We start from the raw sequence: 18,618 nt of genomic DNA on the forward strand, positions 1-18,618 counted from the left end.
GAACTGGGTTGGGTCTACGGACTCGTAGAACCCGTGTACCCGGGGGCGGGGATCTCATGACCGTCGGATGCCGGTGAAGTCCGCCCGCGGGGGGCGGACTTCACCGGGTGGCGCGTGGCTCAGCCCTCCAGGAACGCCTTCAGGGCGCCGGCCAGCAGGAACGGGTCGTCGGCGCCGCACAGTTCGCGCGCGGAGTGCATCGAGAGGATCGGCACGCCGACGTCCACGGTCGTGATGCCGTGCCGGGCGGCGGTGAGGGGGCCGATCGTGGTGCCGCAGGGCATGGCGTTGTTGGAGACGAAGGACTGCCAGGGCACGCCGGCCCGCTCGCAGGCGGCGGCGAAGATGCCGCGGCCGGTGCCGTCGGTGGCGTAGCGCTGGCTGACGTTGACCTTGAGGATCGGGCCGCCGTTGGGCATCGGGCGGTGCGTCGGGTCGTGCTTCTCGGCGTAGTTGGGGTGGACGGCGTGACCGGTGTCGGCGGAGGCGCACACGGTGCCGGCGAAGGCGCGGGCGCGGTCCTCGTAGCTGCCGCCCCGGGCGAAGACGGAGCGCTCCAGGACGTTGCCGAGGAGCGGGCCGAGGGCGCCGGTGTCGGACTCGCTGCCGGTCTCCTCGTGGTCGAAGGCGGCCAGCACGGGGATGCAGGGCAGGTCCGCCCCGGCGACGGCGGCCAGGGCGGCGGTGCCGGCGTGTACCGAGAGCAGGTTGTCGAGCCGGCCGGCGGCCAGGAACTCCCGGTCGCGGCCGAGGTAGGCGGGCGGCTGGACGTCGTGGGTCATCAGGTCCCAGCCGACGACGTCGGCGGCGGCCACGCCGCCCTCCTCCGCGAGGAACGCGATCAGGTCGCCCTCCTTGACCTCGCCGAGGCCCCAGACGGGCTGCATGTGGCGCTGCTTGTCGAGCTTGAGGCCGTTGTCGTTGACACCGCGGTCGAGGTGGACGGCGAGTTGCGGCACCCGCAGCAGCGGCCGGTCGACGTTGACCAGCGTCGTCGTCCCGTCGCGCAGCACCAGCCGGCCGGACAGGCCCAGGTCGCGGTCGAGCCAGGTGTTGAGGAGGGCGCCGCCGTAGATCTCGACGGCGATCTGGCGCCATCCGAAGGAGCCGGAGTCGGGACGCGGCTTGACGCGCAGGTTGGTGGAGTCGGTGTGCGCGCCGACCACCCGGAAGGGGGTGGCGGGTCCTGCGCCCTCGGGCACGTACCAGGCGATGATCGCGCCGCCCCGCAGCACGTACCTGCCGCCCGCCTCGGCGCCCCACGCCTCGGTCTCCGCCACCTGCTGGAATCCGGCCTTCTCCAGACGCTCGGCGGCGCTCGCGACCGCGTGGTACTGCGACGGGCTGGCGGTGAGGAAAGCTGCGAGGTCGTCGGTGTGGCCGCGGCCGAAGTGGGGCTGAGGGTTCATGCTTCAAGCATAAGGACGCGCGACGGCCCGCTCCTCGTGGGAGGAGCGGGCCGTCGTCGCCCGTACCGGTCCCGGCCGGAACCGGTCAGGGCCGGGTCAGAACGCCTCTTCGGGCAGGTCCATGACGTCGAGGGTGACGCCGTCGGCGACGGACCGCGCGACGGACACCTGGGGCAGGACCTCGGCGGCGAAGTGCCTCGCGGCGGCGATCTTGCCGGTGTAGAAGGCGGTGTCCTTGGCGGAGGCGCCGGCGGCCAGCTTCGCGGCGGCGACGGCGGCGCCCTTGAGCAGCAGGTAGCCGACGACCACGTCGCCGGACGCCATCAGCAGGCGGGTGGTGTTCAGGCCCACCTTGTAGATGTTCTTGACGTCCTGCTCGGTGGCGGCGAGGTCGCTCAGCATCTTGCCGACGATGGCCTCCAGGTCCACGGCGGCCTTGGCCAGCTGCTCGCGGGCCACGGAGAGCTCCTCGCCACCGGTGGCCTCGGCGAGGAACTTCTTGATCTCCTCGGAGAGGGCGGTGAGCGCGGTGCCCTGGTTGCGGACGATCTTCCGGAAGAAGTAGTCCTGGCCCTGGATCGCGGTGGTGCCCTCGTAGAGGGTGTCGATCTTGGCGTCGCGGATGTACTGCTCGATCGGGTACTCCTGCAGGAAGCCGGAGCCGCCGAAGATCTGCAGGGACTGGGCGAGCTGCTCGTAGCCCCTCTCGGAGCCGTAGCCCTTGACGATCGGCAGGAGCAGGTCGTTGAGCGCCTCGAGGCCCTTCTCCTCCTCGCCGGACGCCTCGGCGGCGGCGATCGCGTCCTGGACGGAGGCGGTGTAGAGGACCAGGGCGCGCATGCCCTCGGCGTAGGCCTTCTGCGTCAGCAGGGAGCGGCGCACGTCGGGGTGGTGGGTGATGGTGACCTTGGGCGCGGACTTGTCCATGAACTGCGCGAGGTCCGGGCCCTGCACGCGCTCCTTGGCGTACTCCAGAGCGTTGAGGTAGCCGGTGGAGAGGGTGGAGATCGCCTTCGTACCGACCATCATGCGGGCGAACTCGATGATGCGGAACATCTGGCGGATGCCGTCGTGCTTGTCGCCGATGAGCCAGCCCTTGGCGGGGTGCTTGTCGCCGAAGGTCATCTCGCAGGTGTTGGAGGCCTTCAGGCCCATCTTGTGCTCGACGTTGGTGGCGTAGACGCCGTTGCGCTCGCCCAGCTCGCCGGTCTCGAAGTCGAAGAGGTACTTGGGGACGAGGAAGAGGGACAGGCCCTTGGTGCCGGGGCCGGCGCCCTCGGGGCGGGCGAGGACGTAGTGGAGGATGTTCTCCTCCATGTCGTGCTCGCCGGAGGTGATGAAGCGCTTCACGCCCTCGATGTGCCAGGAGCCGTCCTCCTGCTCGACGGCCTTGGCTCGGCCGGCGCCCACGTCCGAGCCGGCGTCCGGCTCGGTGAGGACCATGGTGGAGCCCCAGGTCTTCTCGACCGCGATCCCGGCGATCTTCCTCTGGACCTCGTTGCCCTCCTCGAAGAGGATGCGGGCGAAGGCCGGGCCGGAGGAGTACATCCACAGGGCCGGGTTGGAGCCGAGGATCAGCTCCGCGTACGACCAGATCAGGGACGGCGGGGCGGTGGTGCCGCCGATGCCCTCGGGCAGGCCCAGGCGCCAGTACTCGGAGGCCATGAAGGCCTTGTAGCTCTTCTTGAAGGAGTCGGGCACCGGGGCGGTGTTGGTCGACGGGTCGAAGACCGGAGGGTTGCGGTCGGCGTCCGCGAAGGACTCGGCGAGCTCGTTCTCCGCCAGGCGCGCGACCTCGGACAGGATGTCCTTGGCGGTCTCGACGTCCATGTCGGCGAACGGGCCGGTCCCGTACAGCGTGTCGCGTCCGAGGACCTCGAAGAGGTTGAACTCGATGTCGCGAAGGTTTGACTTGTAGTGGCCCATGGCGACGGCTCCGTCGGGGTCGGTCGGACGGCGGGAAGGGTGCCAGTCCTCGCAGCTTTATCACTTACCGATCGGTAATGATGCTACCCGTCGGTAATAAAAACAACCCCTACCCGGCCGGATGTGACGGAGGACCTTCGACTTCTGGAGGAACATCCGGCTCCCGGTGCCGGAGTTCGTCCAGGGCCCCGAAGGCGGCGGCGGCGATCGGCACCGCGAGCAGCATCCCGAGGATGCCCGCCAGGCTGGCCCCGGCGGTGATCGCCAGCAGTACCAGCGCGGGGTGCATGTGCACCGTGCGGCTCTGCACGATCGGCTGCAGCACGTGCCCCTCCAGCACCTGCACCGCCAGCACCACCCCCAGGGCCCACAGGCCGATCACCCAGCCCCGGTCCGCGAGCGCGACGAGCACCGCCACCGCGCCGGAGATGAACGCCCCCAGGTAGGGGATGTAGGCGCCGACGAAGACCAGTGCGGCCAGGCCCGCCGCTCCCGGCACCCGCAGGATCAGCAGGCCGATGCCGATGAGCACGGCGTCGATCAGCGCGATCACGGTCGTGCCCCGCATGAAGCCCTGGACCGCGGCGAAGGCGCGGTGGGCGATCCGCTCCAGCAGGGGACCGGTGCCGTTCGGGGCGGCCTCGCGCAGCAGTGCGGGAAAGCGGGCGCCGTCGCGCAGGAAGAAGAAGGTCAGCAGCAGGGCCAGCACGGCGGTGGCGATGAGCTGCCCCACGATGCTGATCCCGGACACCACCCCGGAGGCGGCGCGGGCACCGTACTTGGTGGCGAAGGACTTGAGGCTGTCGATGGTGTCGTTCAGCGAGCCCCCCGACGCGCCCAGGCGTGGCAGCAGTTTCCGGGCCGCCTCCTTGAGCGAGGCCACGATCTCGTCCCCGGTCTCCAGCAGGCTGTGGACGACCACGAACCCCACGCCCGCCACGAAGACCACCAGCGCCACGCAGGTCAGCGCCGCGGCCGCCGACCGCTGCACCTTGACGGCCCGCATCCGCCGGTAGAGGGGGCCCAGCAGGGCGCTGCCCAGCAGGGCCAGCAGGACGGGCGTGACCACCGCCGCGAAGGTGACGACGAGCCAGACCACGAGCGCGCCCACGCCGGCCACCAGCAGCGCGACGGCGCACCACGCGGCCGTCCGTCGCGCGGAGGCCGGCAGAAGGGGCGCGTCCACCTGCCCAGGTGATCACGGGGCCCCCTTGTCCGCATGCCGGAAAAGGCGAACGGGTGGCCCGTGTCGGTCGGATACGATATTGACGGTCCGTAGAGGAATTCCTCACCCACAGTAGCGACTTGGGAGCAGCCGGCAATGGCTCGACACCTCATCACCAGCGCCCTTCCGTACATCAACGGGATCAAGCACCTGGGCAACATGGTGGGGTCCATGCTCCCGGCCGACGTCTACTCCCGGTACCTGCGCCAGCGCGGCCAGGAGGTCCTCTACATCTGCGCCACCGACGAGCACGGCACCCCGGCCGAGCTCGCCGCGCAGGAGGCCGGGCTGCCGGTCGCCGAGTTCTGCGCCCGGCAGCACGACGCGCAGAAGGCGGTCTACGACGGCTTCGCGCTCTCCTTCGACTACTTCGGCCGCAGTTCCTCGCAGCAGAACGTCGAGATCACCCAGGCCATCGCGCGCGAGCTGAAGCAGAACGGCTTCATCGAGGAGCGCGCCATCCGCCAGGTTTACTCCCTGGACGACGAGCGCTTCCTGCCCGACCGCTACATCGTCGGCACCTGCCCGCACTGCGGCTACGACAAGGCCCGCGGCGACCAGTGCGAGAACTGCACCCGCGTCCTGGACCCGACCGACCTGATCGACCCGCGCTCCGCGATCAGCGGCAGCAGCCGGCTCGAGGTCCGCGAGACCAAGCACCTCTTCCTGCTCCAGTCCAAGCTCTCCCACGAGGTCGAGGCCTGGGTCGACGAGCACGGCAAGGACTGGCCGACGCTCGCCTCCTCCATCGCCCGCAAGTGGCTGACCGAGGGCCTGCAGGACCGTGCCATCACCCGCGACCTGGACTGGGGCGTGCCGGTGCCGGCCGACACCTGGCCGGAGCTGGCGGCCGAGGGCAAGGTCTTCTACGTCTGGTTCGACGCCCCGATCGAGTACATCGGCGCCACCAAGGAGTGGTCCGACGCCGCGCCCGAGGGCGAGGAGCGCGACTGGCGCTCGTGGTGGTACGACGTCGACACCGACGTCCGCTACACCGAGTTCATGGCCAAGGACAACGTCCCCTTCCACACCGTGATGTTCCCGGCCACCCTGCTGGGCACCCGCGACAAGTGGAAGAAGGTCGACTTCGTCAAGGCCTTCAACTGGCTGAACTACTACGGCGGCAAGTTCTCCACCTCGCAGCGGCGCGGCATCTTCACCGACGCCGCCCTGGAGATCCTGCCCGCCGACTACTGGCGCTACTTCCTGATCGCGAACGCGCCCGAGTCCGACGACACGTCCTTCACCTGGGAGCACTTCGCGGCCTCGGTCAACAAGGACCTCGCCGACACCCTCGGCAACTTCGTCAACCGCGTGCTGTCCTTCTCCCGCAAGCGCTTCGGTGACGAGGTGCCGGCCGGCAAGGAGGCCGGGGAGGCCGAGCGGCGCCTCGGCGAGCAGATCGCCGAGCTCCTCGCCGAGTACGAGCGGCACATGGAGGACCTGCAGTTCCGCAAGGCGGCGCAGGCACTGCGCGCACTGTGGAGCGCCGGCAACTCCTACCTGGAGGAGAAGGCCCCCTGGCTGGAGATCAAGACGGACGCCGACGGCGCCGCCCTGACCCTGCGCACGGCCATGAACCTGATCCACCTCTACGCGGTCGTCTCCGAGCCCTTCATCCCGGCCACGGCCGCCGCCATGCGCGGTGCCTTCGCCCTGACGGACGACACCGCCGTGTGGGTCACCCCCGAGGAGGCCCGCGCCCTGGCCGCCGTCCCGGCGGGCACGGCCTTCACCGTCCCGCCGGTGCTCTTCGCGAAGATCACCGAGGAGGACCTGGAGTCCTACCGGGAGCGTTTCGGCGGGGAGCCGGAGGCCGCCTGATGCCCGCCACGGCCAGGGACAGGTCCCCGCTGGTGCTGATCCTCGCGGTGGGCCTGACCCTGGTGCTGGTGGTGGCCGGGGTGATCCTCGCGGTCTCCCTGACCGGCTCGGGCGACCGCCGCTCCGGCGCCGCCCCGGGACCGGACGGCGCGTGCCGCGGCAGCAACGTCACGCTCGAGCAGGCCGCGGAGCGCTTCGGCCTGCGGCTGCCGGACGACCCGCAGGACGTGCACTACCTCGCACAGGGCGGCGGGCTGTCCGGTCAGCACGACCTCCAACTGCGCTTCCGCACCACGGCAGCCGGCCTGAAGCAGTTCCTCTCCGCATCAGGCTTCGGCCCGCTCGGCCCCGACGTCCAGGCACTGCGCGTGGGCGAGCCCCCCGCCGACCCCTGCCGCCGTGCCGCCGGCGGCCTCGCGCACGCCCGCTACGCCGGCGACCACGCGCCCGCCGCCGCGGGCCACGGCGCCTACAACCGCGGGGTCGCCGTCGACGACAGCGACCCCGCCCACCCGGTGGTCGCGCTCGTCGCCCTGGACGGCTGAGCGCCGGGCCGCGCGTCGCCTCCCGCCCATGCATGCACATGTGCATGCATGCGGGCAACACTGTCCATATGGTCGCTCTCCAGATCCGCGACGTGCCCGAGGAACTGCGCGACCGCCTCGCGGCCATGGCCGAGGAACGCGGTCAGTCGCTTCAGGCGTATCTGTTCGACCTCGTACGCGACGAGGTACGGCGCAGGGACAACCTGGCCGTCCTCGAAGTTCTCGAGGTCCACGTACGGCCCCCGGCTTTCCGAAGGCGATGTCGCGGACGCGCTGCGTGCGGCGCGGCCCGAGCGGGACGCGGAACTCGGTGTGCCGGGAGGCGATCAGTGATCGTCGTCGATGCGTCCGTCTTCGCCTTCTCGCTCCTGGACGAAGGCACGACCGGCGAGCGTTGCCGTAGCGCCCTGGCCGCGGACGACCGCACTGCCGGCCGTGCCGCGGACGCGGTGGAGGCACTGTGCTGGCTCGACCCCATCGTTCCGATGACCCGCGTCTGCTGCCCCGTATCTGGGAACTCCGGGGTCTCACCGCCTACGACGCGGCGTACGTGGCCGCCGCGGAGGCGTACGGCTGCCCGCTCCTCACCACCGACGGACGGATGGCCCGGGCGTCCGGGATCCGCTGCGCGGTCGAGGTCGTCGGCTGACGGCGCGACGGCGCACGACCCGGGCAGACGCCGAAGGGCCCGGAACCGTACGGTTCCGGGCCCTTCGGCGTCACGGCGTGGTGCGGGCCGTCAGGCCTTCTTCTCCGGGGGCAGCCGCAGCGCGAGGTGCAGCTCCTTCAGACGGGCCTCGTCGACCTGGCTCGGGGCGCCCATCAGGAGGTCCTGGGCGTTCTGGTTGAGCGGGAAGGCGATGGTCTCGCGGATGTTGGGCTCGTCCGCGAGGAGCATGACCATGCGGTCGACGCCCGGGGCGATGCCGCCGTGCGGCGGGGCGCCGAAGTGGAAGGCGCGGAGCATGCCGCCGAACTCGTGCTCGACGGTGTCCCGGTCGTAGCCGGCGATCTCGAAGGCCTTGTACATGATCGCGGGCTCGTGGTTCCGGATGGCGCCGGAGGACAGCTCGACGCCGTTGCAGACGATGTCGTACTGCCAGGCGAGGATGTCCAGCGGGTCCTTGGTCTCCAGCGCCTCCAGGCCGCCCTGCGGCATGGAGAACGGGTTGTGGGAGAACTCGACCTGTCCGGTGTCCTCGTTCTTCTCGAACATCGGGAAGTCGACGATCCAGCAGAAGCGGAAGACGTTCTCCTCGAACTGACCGGCCCGCTTCGCGGCCTCGACCCGGACGGCGCCCATGATCTTGGAGACCTCGTCGAACTCGCCGGCGCCGAAGAAGATCGCGTGGCCGGGCTTGGCGTCGACGGCGGAGAGCAGCGCCTTGACGTCGTCCTCGGTGAGGAACTTGGCGATCGGGCCGGTGAGGGTCAGGTCGTCGCCGACCCGGACCCAGGCCAGGCCCTTGGCGCCCTGCTCGACGGCGTAGTCGCCGAGGTTGTCGAAGAACTTGCGCGGCTGCTCGGCGGTGTCCGGCACCGGCAGGGCGCGGACGTGCTTGCCGGCGAAGGCCTTGAACCCGGAGTCGGCGAAGACCGGCGAGACGTCGACCAGTTCCAGGCGGGCGCGCAGGTCGGGCTTGTCGTTGCCGTACTTGACCATCGACTCGCGGAACGGGATCCGCGGGAACGGCGAGGTCACGTGGCGGCCGCCGCCGAACTCCTCGAAGAGGTCGGTCATGACCTTCTCGATGACCCCGAAGACGTCCTCCTGCTCGACGAAGCTCATCTCGACGTCGAGCTGGTAGAACTCGCCGGGCGAGCGGTCGGCGCGGCTGTCCTCGTCGCGGAAGCAGGGCGCGATCTGGAAGTAGCGGTCGAAGCCCGCGATCATCAGCAGCTGCTTGAACTGCTGCGGGGCCTGCGGGAGCGCGTAGAAGGTGCCCGGGTGCACGCGGGAGGGCACCAGGAAGTCACGTGCGCCCTCGGGGGAGGTCGCGGACAGGATCGGCGTGGCCAGCTCGTTGAAGCCGAGCGCCGTCATCTCACGGCGCAGGAAGCTGATGACCTGGGTGCGCAGCATGATGTTGCGGTGCATGCGGGCACGGCGCAGGTCGAGGAAGCGGTTGGTGAGCCGCATCTCCTCGTTCGCGTTGTCCTCGGGGAAGACCGGGAACGGCAGCTGGTCGGCGGCGCCGAGCACCTCCAGTTCGGAGACCTCGACCTCGACCTCGCCGGTGGGCAGGTCGGGGTTGACGTTCTCCCCCGAACGGGCGACGACGCGTCCGTCGACGCGGAGCACCGACTCCTTGGACTGGTGGCTCAGTGCCTCGTACGCGGGCGAACCCGGGCGGGCCACGAGCTGGACCACCCCGTAGTGGTCCCGGAGATCGACGAACAGGATGCCGCCCAGATCCCGGCGATTGTGCAGCCAACCACTCAGGCGCACTTCCGCGTCTACGTCGGTGGCGCGCAGCTCACCGCAGGTGTGGGACCGGTACCGATGCATCGTTCATCCAAGTCGTCTGATTTCGGGGATGAGGCCTCCCCAGTCTACGGGGGTACGCGCGCCCGACCCCATTCGTATGAAAGCCGCGGAAAACCATAAACTATGCGAATGCGCATCGAGGACGTGCTGGCCTCGCTCGGCACGGGCGTCTGGCGCTGGGACAGCGCCACCGACACGGTGGAGCTCGACGCCGTGAGCGCCGGGCTGATAGGGCTTCCGCCCCTGCCGCAGAAGGTCCACTCGGGGGTGACCAGGGCCTGCTACCACGCCTCCGACTACGTGGACATGTCGGCGGCGGTCGCCCTGGCGATAGCCGAGGGCACCTCCTCGGAGTCGTTGCTGCGCGTGGTCCGGGAGGACGGACGGGTCGTCCGCACGGTGGTGATGCGCACCTTCGGGCTCCCCTCCGCCGCCGGCCGGCCGGAGGAGATCGTGGGCACGCTGCAGGAGGCGCCCGCGGTGCACGCGATCGCCGGGGCGGGCACCGGCACCCGGCCCACCGGGGCGGCACCCGCCGCCCCCGCGGACCGGCGGCGGTCCCGCGAGGCCTTCCTGCTCGACGCGGGCCGGGCGCTGGCGGAGGCGGACAGCACCGAGGAGGTGCTCCGCGTGGCCGCCCACCTGTCCATGCCGGGGTTCTCCCCCGACCGCCTCGCCGTCTTCGGCGTCCAGGGCGACCGGCTCCGCGCCATCGGGTTCCACGGGCAGCAGCCGGGCGACGAGGTGCCCTTCCTGGACATGCCGCTCGGCACGGAGTACCCGGCGGCGGTCGTGGTGCGCACCGGCCGTGCGGTCTACCTGCCCAGCCCGCAGGCGTACGAGGAGCGCTTCCCGGCCACATGGCCGCTGGTGCGGGACTTCGGGCGGTCGTCCTGGGCGTATCTGCCGCTGGTCGCCGCGGGTCGCACGATCGGCGCGTGGATGGCCGCCTTCCGCGAACGCGTCACCTTCACCCCGGACGAGCGGTCGGTGCTGACCACCGTCGCCCGGATGCTCGCCCAGGCGCTGTCCAGGGCGCATCTGCACGAGTCCGAGCGGGAGCTGTCCGACGGGCTGCAGCGCGCGATGCTGCCGGGACGGCGGCCGGAGGTCGAGGGCATGACGCTGACCGCCCGTTATGTGCCGACCGGCGGCGGGCTGCAGGTGGGCGGCGACTGGTACGACGTGATCGACCTGCCGTCGGGGCGCACCGCGCTGGTCGTCGGTGACGTGCAGGGCCACGACGTCCGCGCGGCGGGGGTGATGGGGCAGTTGCGCATCGCGCTGCGCGCGTACGCCGCCGAGGGGCACCGCCCGGACGCGGTGATGTCCCGGACGTCCCGCTTCCTGGCCGGGCTCACCGAGTGCTCCGCCGAGAGCGAGGACGCCCGCTTCGCCACCTGCCTCTACATGGAGGTCGATCCGGCGGACGGCACCCTGGACGTGGTGCGGGCCGGTCACCTGGACCCGGTCGTGCGGCTCGCGGACGGCACGACGATCGTCCGGCGCACGGCCGGAGGCCTCCCCCTGGGGATCGCCCCCGACTCCGACTACCCGACCACGCGGCTCACCCTGGAGCCCGGCGAGACGATGCTGATCTGCACGGACGGCCTGATCGAGACCGGTGGCCACGACCTCGACTCCGGGTTCCGGCGGCTCCGCCCGGTGCTGGAGGACGCGGTCGACGACGGGCTGGAGGCGCTCGCCGACACCCTGGTCGAGATGGTGCACGGCCCGGCCTCGCACCATCTGACGGGCCCGCTCGCCGACCGCCGTGAGGACGACGTCGCGCTGCTGCTGGTGCGACGCGACCCCGTGGGGGCGCACCGCGACGTCCCGGTGCGGCGCAGCGTGCTCACCGTCGCCCAGACCGACGCCCGTCAGCTGCGGGCGGCCCGGGAGGAGGTCCGCGAGCTGCTGCACGACTGGACGTCCGGCGACCAGGTGGACGCGGCCGTGCTGCTGGTGTCGGAGCTGCTCACCAACGTGCTGCTGCACACCGACGACGACGCGGTGCTGGGCGCGCAGCTGCTCGGCGTCCCCGGCGTCCGGCGGCTGCGGGTCGACGTGACCGACCGCAGCGACGAGATGCCGCACCGCCGCACCCCGGGCGAGATGGCCGCCTCCGGTCGCGGCCTGCTGCTCCTGCAGGAGATGGCGGACGCCTGGGGCGTGGATCCGCTGGGTGACGGCAAGGCGATCTGGTTCGAACTCCACGAGGCGCCCATGGCGGGCTAGCGGCCCGATACGCTGTGTGCCGTGTACGGCTACGACCAGAACGGGATGGCAGGGGCCGCGCCGCCGATGGGCGGCGCGGCGATGGGTGCGAGCTACCCCGAGCCGTCACCGCCCTCACTGGCGGACGCGGTCCGCGCCTTCACGACGGGCTCGATGTCGGCCGAGGACTTCCAGGCCGTCTTCGCCACGTCCAAGGTGTACTGCCCGCGCGGTGACAACCCCGGTTTCCTGGCGCTGCACGACACGCAGCAGCCGGTGATCCCCATGTTCTCCTCGCTGAAGCAGCTGCGCCGCTACGCCGGCAAGGAGTCCAAGTACTTCGTGATCACGGGTGCCGAGGTGCTGGACCTGCTGCCGACCGGCTACGGCTTCGTGCTGGACATGGAGGGCGAGCACCGGATGGTGTTCGACGCGAAGGCGGTCGAGCAGATGGTGGAGTTCACCATGCGGCGGATGTACGGCTGATCCGTCCCTCATCCCACGGAAACCGGACAAAGGTCAGGGAATGGTTGCGGGCAGTTCAGAGTTCAACTATGTTGAACGTTGAACAATCCGAGGAGGATCCTGGCCATGCCCGCAGTGACCGTCGAGAACCCGTTGACCCTGCCGCGCGTTCACGCCCCCGCCGACGCGGTGCAGCGGCGTGCGCTGCAGGTGACCGCCGCCCCCAGCGGCTTCGAGGGGGAGGGCTTCCCCGTCCGTCGCGCCTTCGCGGGCATTGACTACAAGAACCTCGACCCGTTCATCATGATGGACCAGATGGGTGAGGTGGAGTACGCGCCCGGAGAGCCCAAGGGCACGCCCTGGCACCCGCACCGCGGCTTCGAGACCGTCACCTACATCATGGACGGCGCCTTCATCCACCAGGACTCCCACGGCGGCGGCGGCACCATCACCGACGGCGACACGCAGTGGATGACCGCCGGCAGCGGCCTGCTCCACATCGAGACCCCGCCCGAGGCGCTGGTCATGAGCGGCGGCCTCTTCCACGGTCTGCAGCTGTGGGTCAACCTGCCCGCCAAGGACAAGATGATCGCGCCGAAGTACCAGGACATCCGCGGCGGCAGCGTCAGGCTGCTGGCGTCGGAGGACGGCGGCGCGCTCATCCGGATCATCGCCGGTGACATCGACGGGCACCAGGGCCCGGGCGCCACGCACACCCCGATCACCATGCTGCACGTCTCGGTGAACCCGGGCGCCCAGCTCACGCTGCCCTGGCGCGCGGACTTCAACGCCCTGGCGTACGGCCTGTCCGGCCGCGGCACCGCGGGCCCGGAGGGCCGGGCCTTCCGCATGGGGGAGGCGGTGGTCTTCGGGCGCGGCGATTCCCTCACGATCCGCGCCGACGAGACCCAGGAATCGCGCAGCCCCAACTTCGAGGTCGTCCTTCTGGGCGGGCTGCCGATCCGTGAGCCGATGATGCAGTACGGCCCGTTCGTGATGAACACCCACGCGGAACTCGCCCAGGCCTTCGACGACTTCAAGGCCGGCCGGCTCGGCACCGTTCCCGCCGGTCAGGAGTGACGTAGGCGGCTCCGGGTGCCTCCGGCATTAAACGGCCCCGTCCGGGAATCCGATTCCCGGGCGGGGCCGTCGCATACGGTGGGAGCAATTCCGTCGGGCGGTTCGTTGGCTCTTCATTGGCCGCTGCATTCACCCTGAGTGACTGCACGTGCACTTGCACGTGCAGATGCACGTGACTTCGTCTCTGGCTATCATCTCCCCTGTCCTGCACGGCACTTATCTGGAGAGCAGCATGCGCCACACGTACAACGGCATGGCCGCGTCCGATCTCCACGGAGTGGTGTGGCAGAAGAGCCGGCACAGCAATGCGAACGGCCAGTGTGTGGAGCTGGCCGCGCTTCCGGACGGGGACGTGGCCGTGCGCAATTCACGTTTTCCGGACGGACCCGCGCTGATATATACGAAGGCGGAGATCGAATCCCTCATCGTGGGGATGAAGAACGGGGAGTTCGATCATTTCGTGGCGAACTGACCGCGGTCGTCACCGGTACGGCTCAATGTGACGGGCCGTCGTGCTGTCCGGGCATCCGGAACAGGGCCCAGACGACTTTCCCCGCGTTGGTCAGGGGATGCCAGCCCCAGGTCTCGCTGAAGGACTCCACCAGATGCAGCCCGCGCCCGGACTCGGCCACGAAGTCCGGTGCCTTGGCGACGGGCCCGTGGCTGCTGGGGTCACGCACCGCGCAGACTACGCGCGTTGACCATCTGACCAGGCTGAGCCTGACGCACCCGTGGGCCGCGTCCTGGGGGAGTGCGTAGCGCAGGGCGTTCGTCACCAGTTCCGAGGCGACCAGTTCGATGCCGTCCTGGAGTTCCGCGAGGTCCCAGGCGTGGAGGGTCGTCCGCGCGAATCTTCGTGCGTCGCCGACCGCTTCGAAACGCGGCGGCAGCGGGCAGGAGGTGGCGCTCGATGACGAAAGGCGCTCCGGAACCAGCCCGTCCCATAAGGGCTGCATCCCGGCCGAGCTCTCAGTCCACATGCGCACCACCCGGTATCGGCACGTACGTCATCGTCCCGTACGGCCGGTGGCCGATGCAAGGGGCGGATGCACGTGCATTTGCATGACGCGAGGCAGGTGGGGCGGAAGTGACGATCGAGAGTGACCGATCGCGTACTGAACGCAGCGCGAAGATGGCAGACTGCTGGATGCCACGGGGAGAAGGTAGGCGCAAATGACCACAATGCAGTCGGGGAGCGGATCCATGGTGCGCCGCATCCTCCTTGGCTCGCAGCTGCGCAGGCTCCGCGAGGCGCAGGGCATCACCCGTGAGGCCGCGGGCTATTCGATCCGCGCGTCGGAGTCGAAGATCAGCCGCATGGAGCTCGGGCGCGTGAGCTTCAAGGAGCGCGACGTGGCCGACCTGCTGACCCTCTACGGCATCACGGACGACACCGAGCGCACCGGGCTGCTCGGGCTGGTGCGCGAGGCGAACGTCGCCGGCTGGTGGCACGGCTTCGGCGACGTCCTGCCGGCGTGGTTCCAGACGTACGTGGGCCTGGAGGAGTCCGCCTCGGTCATCCGCTCCTTCGAGACGCAGTTCGTGCACGGACTGCTGCAGGCCGACGAGTACACCCGCGCCGTCATCGAGCTGGGTCACCCGGACGCCCCCGCCGACGAGGTGGAACGCCGGCTCGACCTGCGGCACAAGCGCCAGAAGCTGCTCACCTCGGAACTCGCCCCGGAGATCGTGGCCGTGATGGACGAGGCCGTGGTGCTCCGCAGGTTCGGCGGCCGGGAGGTGATGCGGGCTCAGCTCGCGCACCTGGTCGAGGCCTCGGAGCAGCCGAACGTGACGGTGCACCTGCTGCCGCTGGACTTCACCGGGTACTCCGCGGGCGCCAGCGGTACCTTCACCCAGCTGACCTTCCCGGAGTCCGACGTCCCCGACGTCGTGTACGTCGAGCAGCTCACCGGGGCGATGTACATCGACAAGCGCGAGGAGGTCGACCAGTACCGCGTCGTCATGGCGAAGCTCCGCGCGGACAGCCTCTCCCCCGAGGCCACCCGGGACCGGCTGAACGCCGTCCTCCGGGACATCTGAGCGCACCCCGGCGGCAACGCCGGGTGCCGCCCATCATCCCTCTGAACAGGGGTTTTGCAGCTTTTCACAGATCTCACTCGATCGAGTGAAGTGGACCTTGACGCATTGGTCGGCTCATCGGCCCGGTGATCTCATGCTGCGGTGAGCCCGTACCTGCGTACCCGCACGATCGACGGGTGCGTCGTGGCCGAACTCAGCGGGGAGATCGACATCGTCGCGGCAATGGAGATCACCCCGCCGCTCGACGCGCTGACCCGCGCGCCCGGCCCGGGTCTCGTCGTCGACCTGGGGCCCGTCGACTTCATCGACTGCTCCGGACTCTCCGTGCTCTGCCGGGTCCGCAGCCGGGTCCGCGGCAACGGCGGGCAGGTGCAGTTCGTCTGCTCCCGGCCCCGGACCCTCAAGGTCCTGCGCGCCACCGGGCTGCTGAACGCCTTCCGGCCGGTGCCGAGCGTGGACGAGGCGCTCGCCCGGATCGGGCGGCCGTGACCGCCCCGTCCACACGGCCGTGGGTCGCGGCCTAGTCGCAGCAGACGGCCGACACGAACTCGGCGACCCGTTCCTGGGGCAGGTGGCGGGCCACGTCCGCCTCGGTGATCATGCCGATGAGGCGGTGCGCGGGATGGTCGATCACCGGAAGCCGGCGCACCCGGTACTCCTCCATCAGTTCCAGCACCCGCTCGATCTGCTCGTCGCCCTCGATGATCTGCGGCCGTCCCATGGCCAGCTCCCCGCAGGTGACCTCGGACGGGTCGCGCTTCTCGGCGACGCACTTCAGCACGATGTCCCGGTCGGTGAGGATGCCGACCAGCACGTCGTCGTCCCCGCAGATCGGCAGCGCGCCGATGTCCTGCTCCCGCATGATCCGGGCCGCGTCGGTGAGGCTCTCCCGCTCCCCCACGCACATGGCGCCGGGGTGCATGATGTCCAGTGCGGTGGTCATGACGGCGCCTCCTTGGGGCGTGGACCGATTTCCTTTGGCTCCATCGTCACCCTGGTGGAGTAGTTCCGCGATAGGGAGCACGCTGGAGGGAGACACCGGGACCGCTGGAGGTGTTCCGTCATGCAGACCCTCGTCGGATGGCACATCGAGATGGACTTCCGGGAGGACGGCGCGCGGACGAAGGCCGCCGCGCTGCTCCGCCTTCCGGACGGCACTGAGGTCAGGTCGCACGGTCACGCCAACCGGCACCCCTCCGACCCCGAGCAGGAACGGGTCGGCGAGGAACTGGCGGCGGCCAGGGCGCTCAACGACCTCGCCCGTCAGCTCCTCGGCAAGGCGGCGCACGAGATCGAGGAGGTCACCCGCGTGCCCGCGCATCCCAGGATCTGAGCCAGGCGCGCCCGGCTGCGCGCCCTCACAGCCAGCCGCGCCGTTTGAAGACCAGGTAGAGGCTGACGCAGACCACGCCCATCAGCATGATCGCGAAGGGGTAGCCGAGCAGCCAGTGCAGCTCGGGCATGTGGTCGAAGTTCATGCCGTAGATCGTGCCGACGAGAGTGGGCGCGAAGAGGATGGCAGCCCAGGCGGAGATCTTCTTGATCTCCTCGTTCTGCTCGAAGCCGGCCTCTGCCAGCGCCCGCATCTCGGCGTTCTGCTGCTGCGCGACGAGGGTCGCGTTGAGGGTGAGCAGGTCGCCGAGCGCCTGCCGGAAGCCGTCCACCCGCTCGATGGTGTGCGTGACGTGGTCGGCCACGTCACGCAGGTAGCGCTGCAGCTCCTCGTCCGTGCCGTACTTCACGAAGCCCGCCTGCAGGCCGTCCAGCATGGGGACGAGCGGGCGGGTGGCGCGCTGGAACTCCAGCACCTCCTGGGAGAGCTCGTAGATCCGGCGGGAGACCTGGGGGTCGCCGCCGAAGACCTGGATCTCGCTCTCCTCCATGTCCTTCTCGACCCCCGCGACGACCGGTGCGTAGCCGTCGACGACCGTGTCGAGTATCGCGTAGAGCACCGCCTCGGCCCCGAGCGTCAGCAGCTCGGGGTTGCTCTCCATGCGGCGCCGCACGGCGGACAGGTCGGGGGCCGCCCCGTGGCGGACGGTCAGGACGAATCCGGGGCCGACGAAGATGTGCAGCTCCGCGAAGTCGACCTCCTCCGGGGCGTCCAGGTAGCGGGCGGCGCGCAGGACGACGAAGAGGGTCTCGCCGTACCGCTCCAGCTTGGGGCGCTGGTGGGCCTGGATCGCGTCCTCCAGGGCCAGCGGGTGGAGGTCGAACTCCTTCGCCAGCGAGACCAGCTCGGCCTCGCTCGGCCGGTAGAGCCCGATCCACGCCATCGCGCCCGGCTCCGCGCGCAGCTGCGCGTACGCCTCGGCGAGCGAGGAGGGCGTCGCGATACGCCGGCCGTCGCGGTAGAGGGCCGCGTCCATCACGCTGCTCACACCGGCGACCGCGGTGTCCGCGATCCTCGGCTCCGGGGAGGCTTCGCCCTCCCCGGCCGGCGGCGCCGAGGGGCGGGGTGGACGGGCCGTCCTGGCCCTCTCCTTCGCCGAGTTACTCAGTGCGCGCAGCGCTCGCAGTCGACGCCCGGACACAGGCAGCACCCCCTTCGGGCCTTGCGAGCAGGGTAGCCCGAGCCCGCCGGGTAACGGCCGCACCGCGACCGGACCGGTACCCGGTCCGGGTCCGGTCGTGGGGTCAGGCGTTTCCGTCGCGGTCCTCGCGCGCGCCGCGCCCGTACGCGTCCAGGATCCGGCCGATCGTGCGCTCGAAGTAGGCGTCCAGGTCGACGGCAGGGCCCGCGTTCGCCAGCGCCGCGGCCAGGCGCGGGTACGCGCCGCCGCCGACCCGGTCCGTCAGGTAGGCCATGCGCGCGGCCTGTTCCTCCAGGGGCGTCCACGGCAGGGCGCGGCTGCGCTCCTGCGTGGCCACCTCGTTGCCCACGTATGTCATGACGGCGCCGTGGACCACCGCGAGCAGTTCCATCTTGGTGGCGTCGTCCTCGTCCAGGCCCTCCAGGGCGGCGAGGCAGTGCTCCAGGTAGCGCAGGCCGTTGGGGCTGAAGCCGTGGACGGAGGTGTACAGGCGCGGCACCCACGGATGGCGGCGCAGCAGGTCGCGACTGGCCCTGGCCAGGGCCATCAGGTCGGCGCGCCAGTCGCCGGAGGGCTCCTCGGGGAGCTCGTACTCGCCGGTGACGGCGTCGACCATCAGCTCGTGCAGGTCCTCCTTGCGGGGGACGTAGTTGTAGAGCGACATCGTGCCCGCGCCGACCTCGGCCGCCACGCGCCGCATCGACACCGCGTCGATGCCCTCGGCGTCGGCGATCCGCACCGCGGCCGCGGCGATCTCGGCGCGGTTGTGGGCGGGCCTCGGGCCCCTGGCCGCCCGTTCCGGACGGGTCCAGATCACCTCGGGGGCGGCGGGTCGCCCGGTGCTGGCTGGCATCGATCATCA

At 70.5% G+C, this 18,618-nt stretch carries 18 protein-coding genes; 10 read left to right on the top strand and 8 right to left on the bottom strand.

The genetic code is table 11. From position 1 onward, the window contains the following. Positions 1 to 119: 119 nt before the first annotated feature. The 3 genes from OIE69_RS21035 to OIE69_RS21045 form a co-directional block, all read right to left on the bottom strand. On the bottom strand, positions 120 to 1,409 hold the full coding sequence (locus tag OIE69_RS21035) for a M18 family aminopeptidase (RefSeq protein WP_326573796.1): 1,290 nt from the start codon (positions 1,407 to 1,409) through the stop codon (positions 120 to 122). A gap of 96 nt (positions 1,410 to 1,505) precedes the next feature. Further along, positions 1,506 to 3,335 (bottom strand): acyl-CoA dehydrogenase, encoded by a 1,830-nt coding sequence (locus OIE69_RS21040; RefSeq protein WP_326573798.1) that lies wholly within the window; start codon positions 3,333 to 3,335, stop codon positions 1,506 to 1,508. A gap of 109 nt (positions 3,336 to 3,444) precedes the next feature. Then, the gene (locus OIE69_RS21045; RefSeq protein WP_326573800.1) at positions 3,445 to 4,521 is read right to left on the bottom strand and encodes an AI-2E family transporter; all 1,077 of its coding nucleotides are present in this window, start codon (positions 4,519 to 4,521) and stop codon (positions 3,445 to 3,447) included. A 135-nt stretch (positions 4,522 to 4,656) separates the two neighbouring features. Here OIE69_RS21045 and metG point away from each other — a divergent pair, with 135 nt between their 5' ends. The 3 genes from metG (at position 4,657) to OIE69_RS21060 (ending at position 7,578) form a co-directional block, all read left to right on the top strand. Beyond that, entirely contained in the window at positions 4,657 to 6,384 is a 1,728-nt protein-coding gene (gene metG / locus OIE69_RS21050) for a methionine--tRNA ligase (protein ID WP_326573802.1), read from the top strand. Then, positions 6,384 to 6,929, top strand: coding sequence for a hypothetical protein (locus OIE69_RS21055; RefSeq protein ID WP_326573804.1), 546 nt, complete (start codon positions 6,384 to 6,386; stop codon positions 6,927 to 6,929). The genes metG and OIE69_RS21055 overlap by 1 nt, the downstream gene beginning before the upstream one ends. 460 nt (positions 6,930 to 7,389) lie before the next feature. Further along, a complete protein-coding gene (locus OIE69_RS21060) occupies positions 7,390 to 7,578 on the top strand; it encodes a PIN domain-containing protein (protein WP_326573806.1) in 189 nt (62 codons plus the stop codon). A gap of 90 nt (positions 7,579 to 7,668) precedes the next feature. Here OIE69_RS21060 and aspS read toward each other — a convergent pair whose 3' ends face one another. Further along, positions 7,669 to 9,438 carry an aspartate--tRNA ligase gene (gene aspS / locus OIE69_RS21065; RefSeq protein WP_089227509.1) on the bottom strand — a complete coding sequence of 590 codons (1,770 nt, stop codon included), beginning with the start codon at positions 9,436 to 9,438 and terminating at the stop codon, positions 7,669 to 7,671. A gap of 108 nt (positions 9,439 to 9,546) precedes the next feature. Here aspS and OIE69_RS21070 point away from each other — a divergent pair, with 108 nt between their 5' ends. From OIE69_RS21070 to OIE69_RS21085, 4 genes are all read left to right on the top strand, one after another. Next, entirely contained in the window at positions 9,547 to 11,655 is a 2,109-nt protein-coding gene (locus OIE69_RS21070; protein ID WP_326573810.1) for an ATP-binding SpoIIE family protein phosphatase, read from the top strand. Between the two features lie 21 nt (positions 11,656 to 11,676). Then, positions 11,677 to 12,120 carry an SseB family protein gene (locus OIE69_RS21075; RefSeq protein WP_089227507.1) on the top strand — a complete coding sequence of 148 codons (444 nt, stop codon included), beginning with the start codon at positions 11,677 to 11,679 and terminating at the stop codon, positions 12,118 to 12,120. A 105-nt stretch (positions 12,121 to 12,225) separates the two neighbouring features. Beyond that, positions 12,226 to 13,179, top strand: coding sequence for a pirin family protein (locus OIE69_RS21080; protein ID WP_326573813.1), 954 nt, complete (start codon positions 12,226 to 12,228; stop codon positions 13,177 to 13,179). 232 nt (positions 13,180 to 13,411) lie between these two features. Further along, positions 13,412 to 13,651: a DUF397 domain-containing protein gene (locus tag OIE69_RS21085; protein WP_326573815.1), complete on the top strand. Its 240-nt coding sequence runs from the start codon at positions 13,412 to 13,414 to the stop codon at positions 13,649 to 13,651. A 22-nt stretch (positions 13,652 to 13,673) separates the two neighbouring features. Here OIE69_RS21085 and OIE69_RS21090 read toward each other — a convergent pair whose 3' ends face one another. Next, complete coding sequence (locus tag OIE69_RS21090) at positions 13,674 to 14,159, bottom strand: ATP-binding protein (protein WP_326573817.1); 486 nt, start codon at positions 14,157 to 14,159, stop codon at positions 13,674 to 13,676. Between the two features lie 193 nt (positions 14,160 to 14,352). Between OIE69_RS21090 and OIE69_RS21095 the strand changes: the two genes are divergently transcribed. Together OIE69_RS21095 and OIE69_RS21100 are read left to right on the top strand one after the other, a co-directional pair. Next, positions 14,353 to 15,222: a helix-turn-helix domain-containing protein gene (locus OIE69_RS21095; RefSeq protein ID WP_392567546.1), complete on the top strand. Its 870-nt coding sequence runs from the start codon at positions 14,353 to 14,355 to the stop codon at positions 15,220 to 15,222. Between the two features lie 141 nt (positions 15,223 to 15,363). Continuing rightward, complete coding sequence (locus OIE69_RS21100; protein ID WP_326573819.1) at positions 15,364 to 15,711, top strand: anti-sigma factor antagonist; 348 nt, start codon at positions 15,364 to 15,366, stop codon at positions 15,709 to 15,711. A 31-nt stretch (positions 15,712 to 15,742) separates the two neighbouring features. Here OIE69_RS21100 and OIE69_RS21105 read toward each other — a convergent pair whose 3' ends face one another. Then, positions 15,743 to 16,165, bottom strand: a complete 423-nt coding sequence (locus tag OIE69_RS21105) for a CBS domain-containing protein (RefSeq protein WP_089227503.1) — start codon at positions 16,163 to 16,165, stop codon at positions 15,743 to 15,745. 120 nt (positions 16,166 to 16,285) lie between these two features. On the opposite strand from OIE69_RS21105, the gene OIE69_RS21110 reads away from it, so the two are divergent. Then, positions 16,286 to 16,555 carry a DUF1876 domain-containing protein gene (locus OIE69_RS21110; protein WP_018559126.1) on the top strand — a complete coding sequence of 90 codons (270 nt, stop codon included), beginning with the start codon at positions 16,286 to 16,288 and terminating at the stop codon, positions 16,553 to 16,555. A 25-nt stretch (positions 16,556 to 16,580) separates the two neighbouring features. On the opposite strand, the gene OIE69_RS21115 is transcribed toward OIE69_RS21110, so the two are convergent. Together OIE69_RS21115 and OIE69_RS21120 are read right to left on the bottom strand one after the other, a co-directional pair. Further along, a complete protein-coding gene (locus tag OIE69_RS21115) occupies positions 16,581 to 17,732 on the bottom strand; it encodes a magnesium and cobalt transport protein CorA (protein WP_392567667.1) in 1,152 nt (383 codons plus the stop codon). Positions 17,733 to 17,859: 127 nt separating this feature from the next. Continuing rightward, positions 17,860 to 18,609 (bottom strand): TetR/AcrR family transcriptional regulator, encoded by a 750-nt coding sequence (locus tag OIE69_RS21120; RefSeq protein WP_326573822.1) that lies wholly within the window; start codon positions 18,607 to 18,609, stop codon positions 17,860 to 17,862. Between the last annotated feature and the right edge of the window lie 9 nt (positions 18,610 to 18,618).

The organism is Actinacidiphila glaucinigra, assembly GCF_035918135.1.
GTDB lineage: Bacteria > Actinomycetota > Actinomycetes > Streptomycetales > Streptomycetaceae > Actinacidiphila > Actinacidiphila glaucinigra.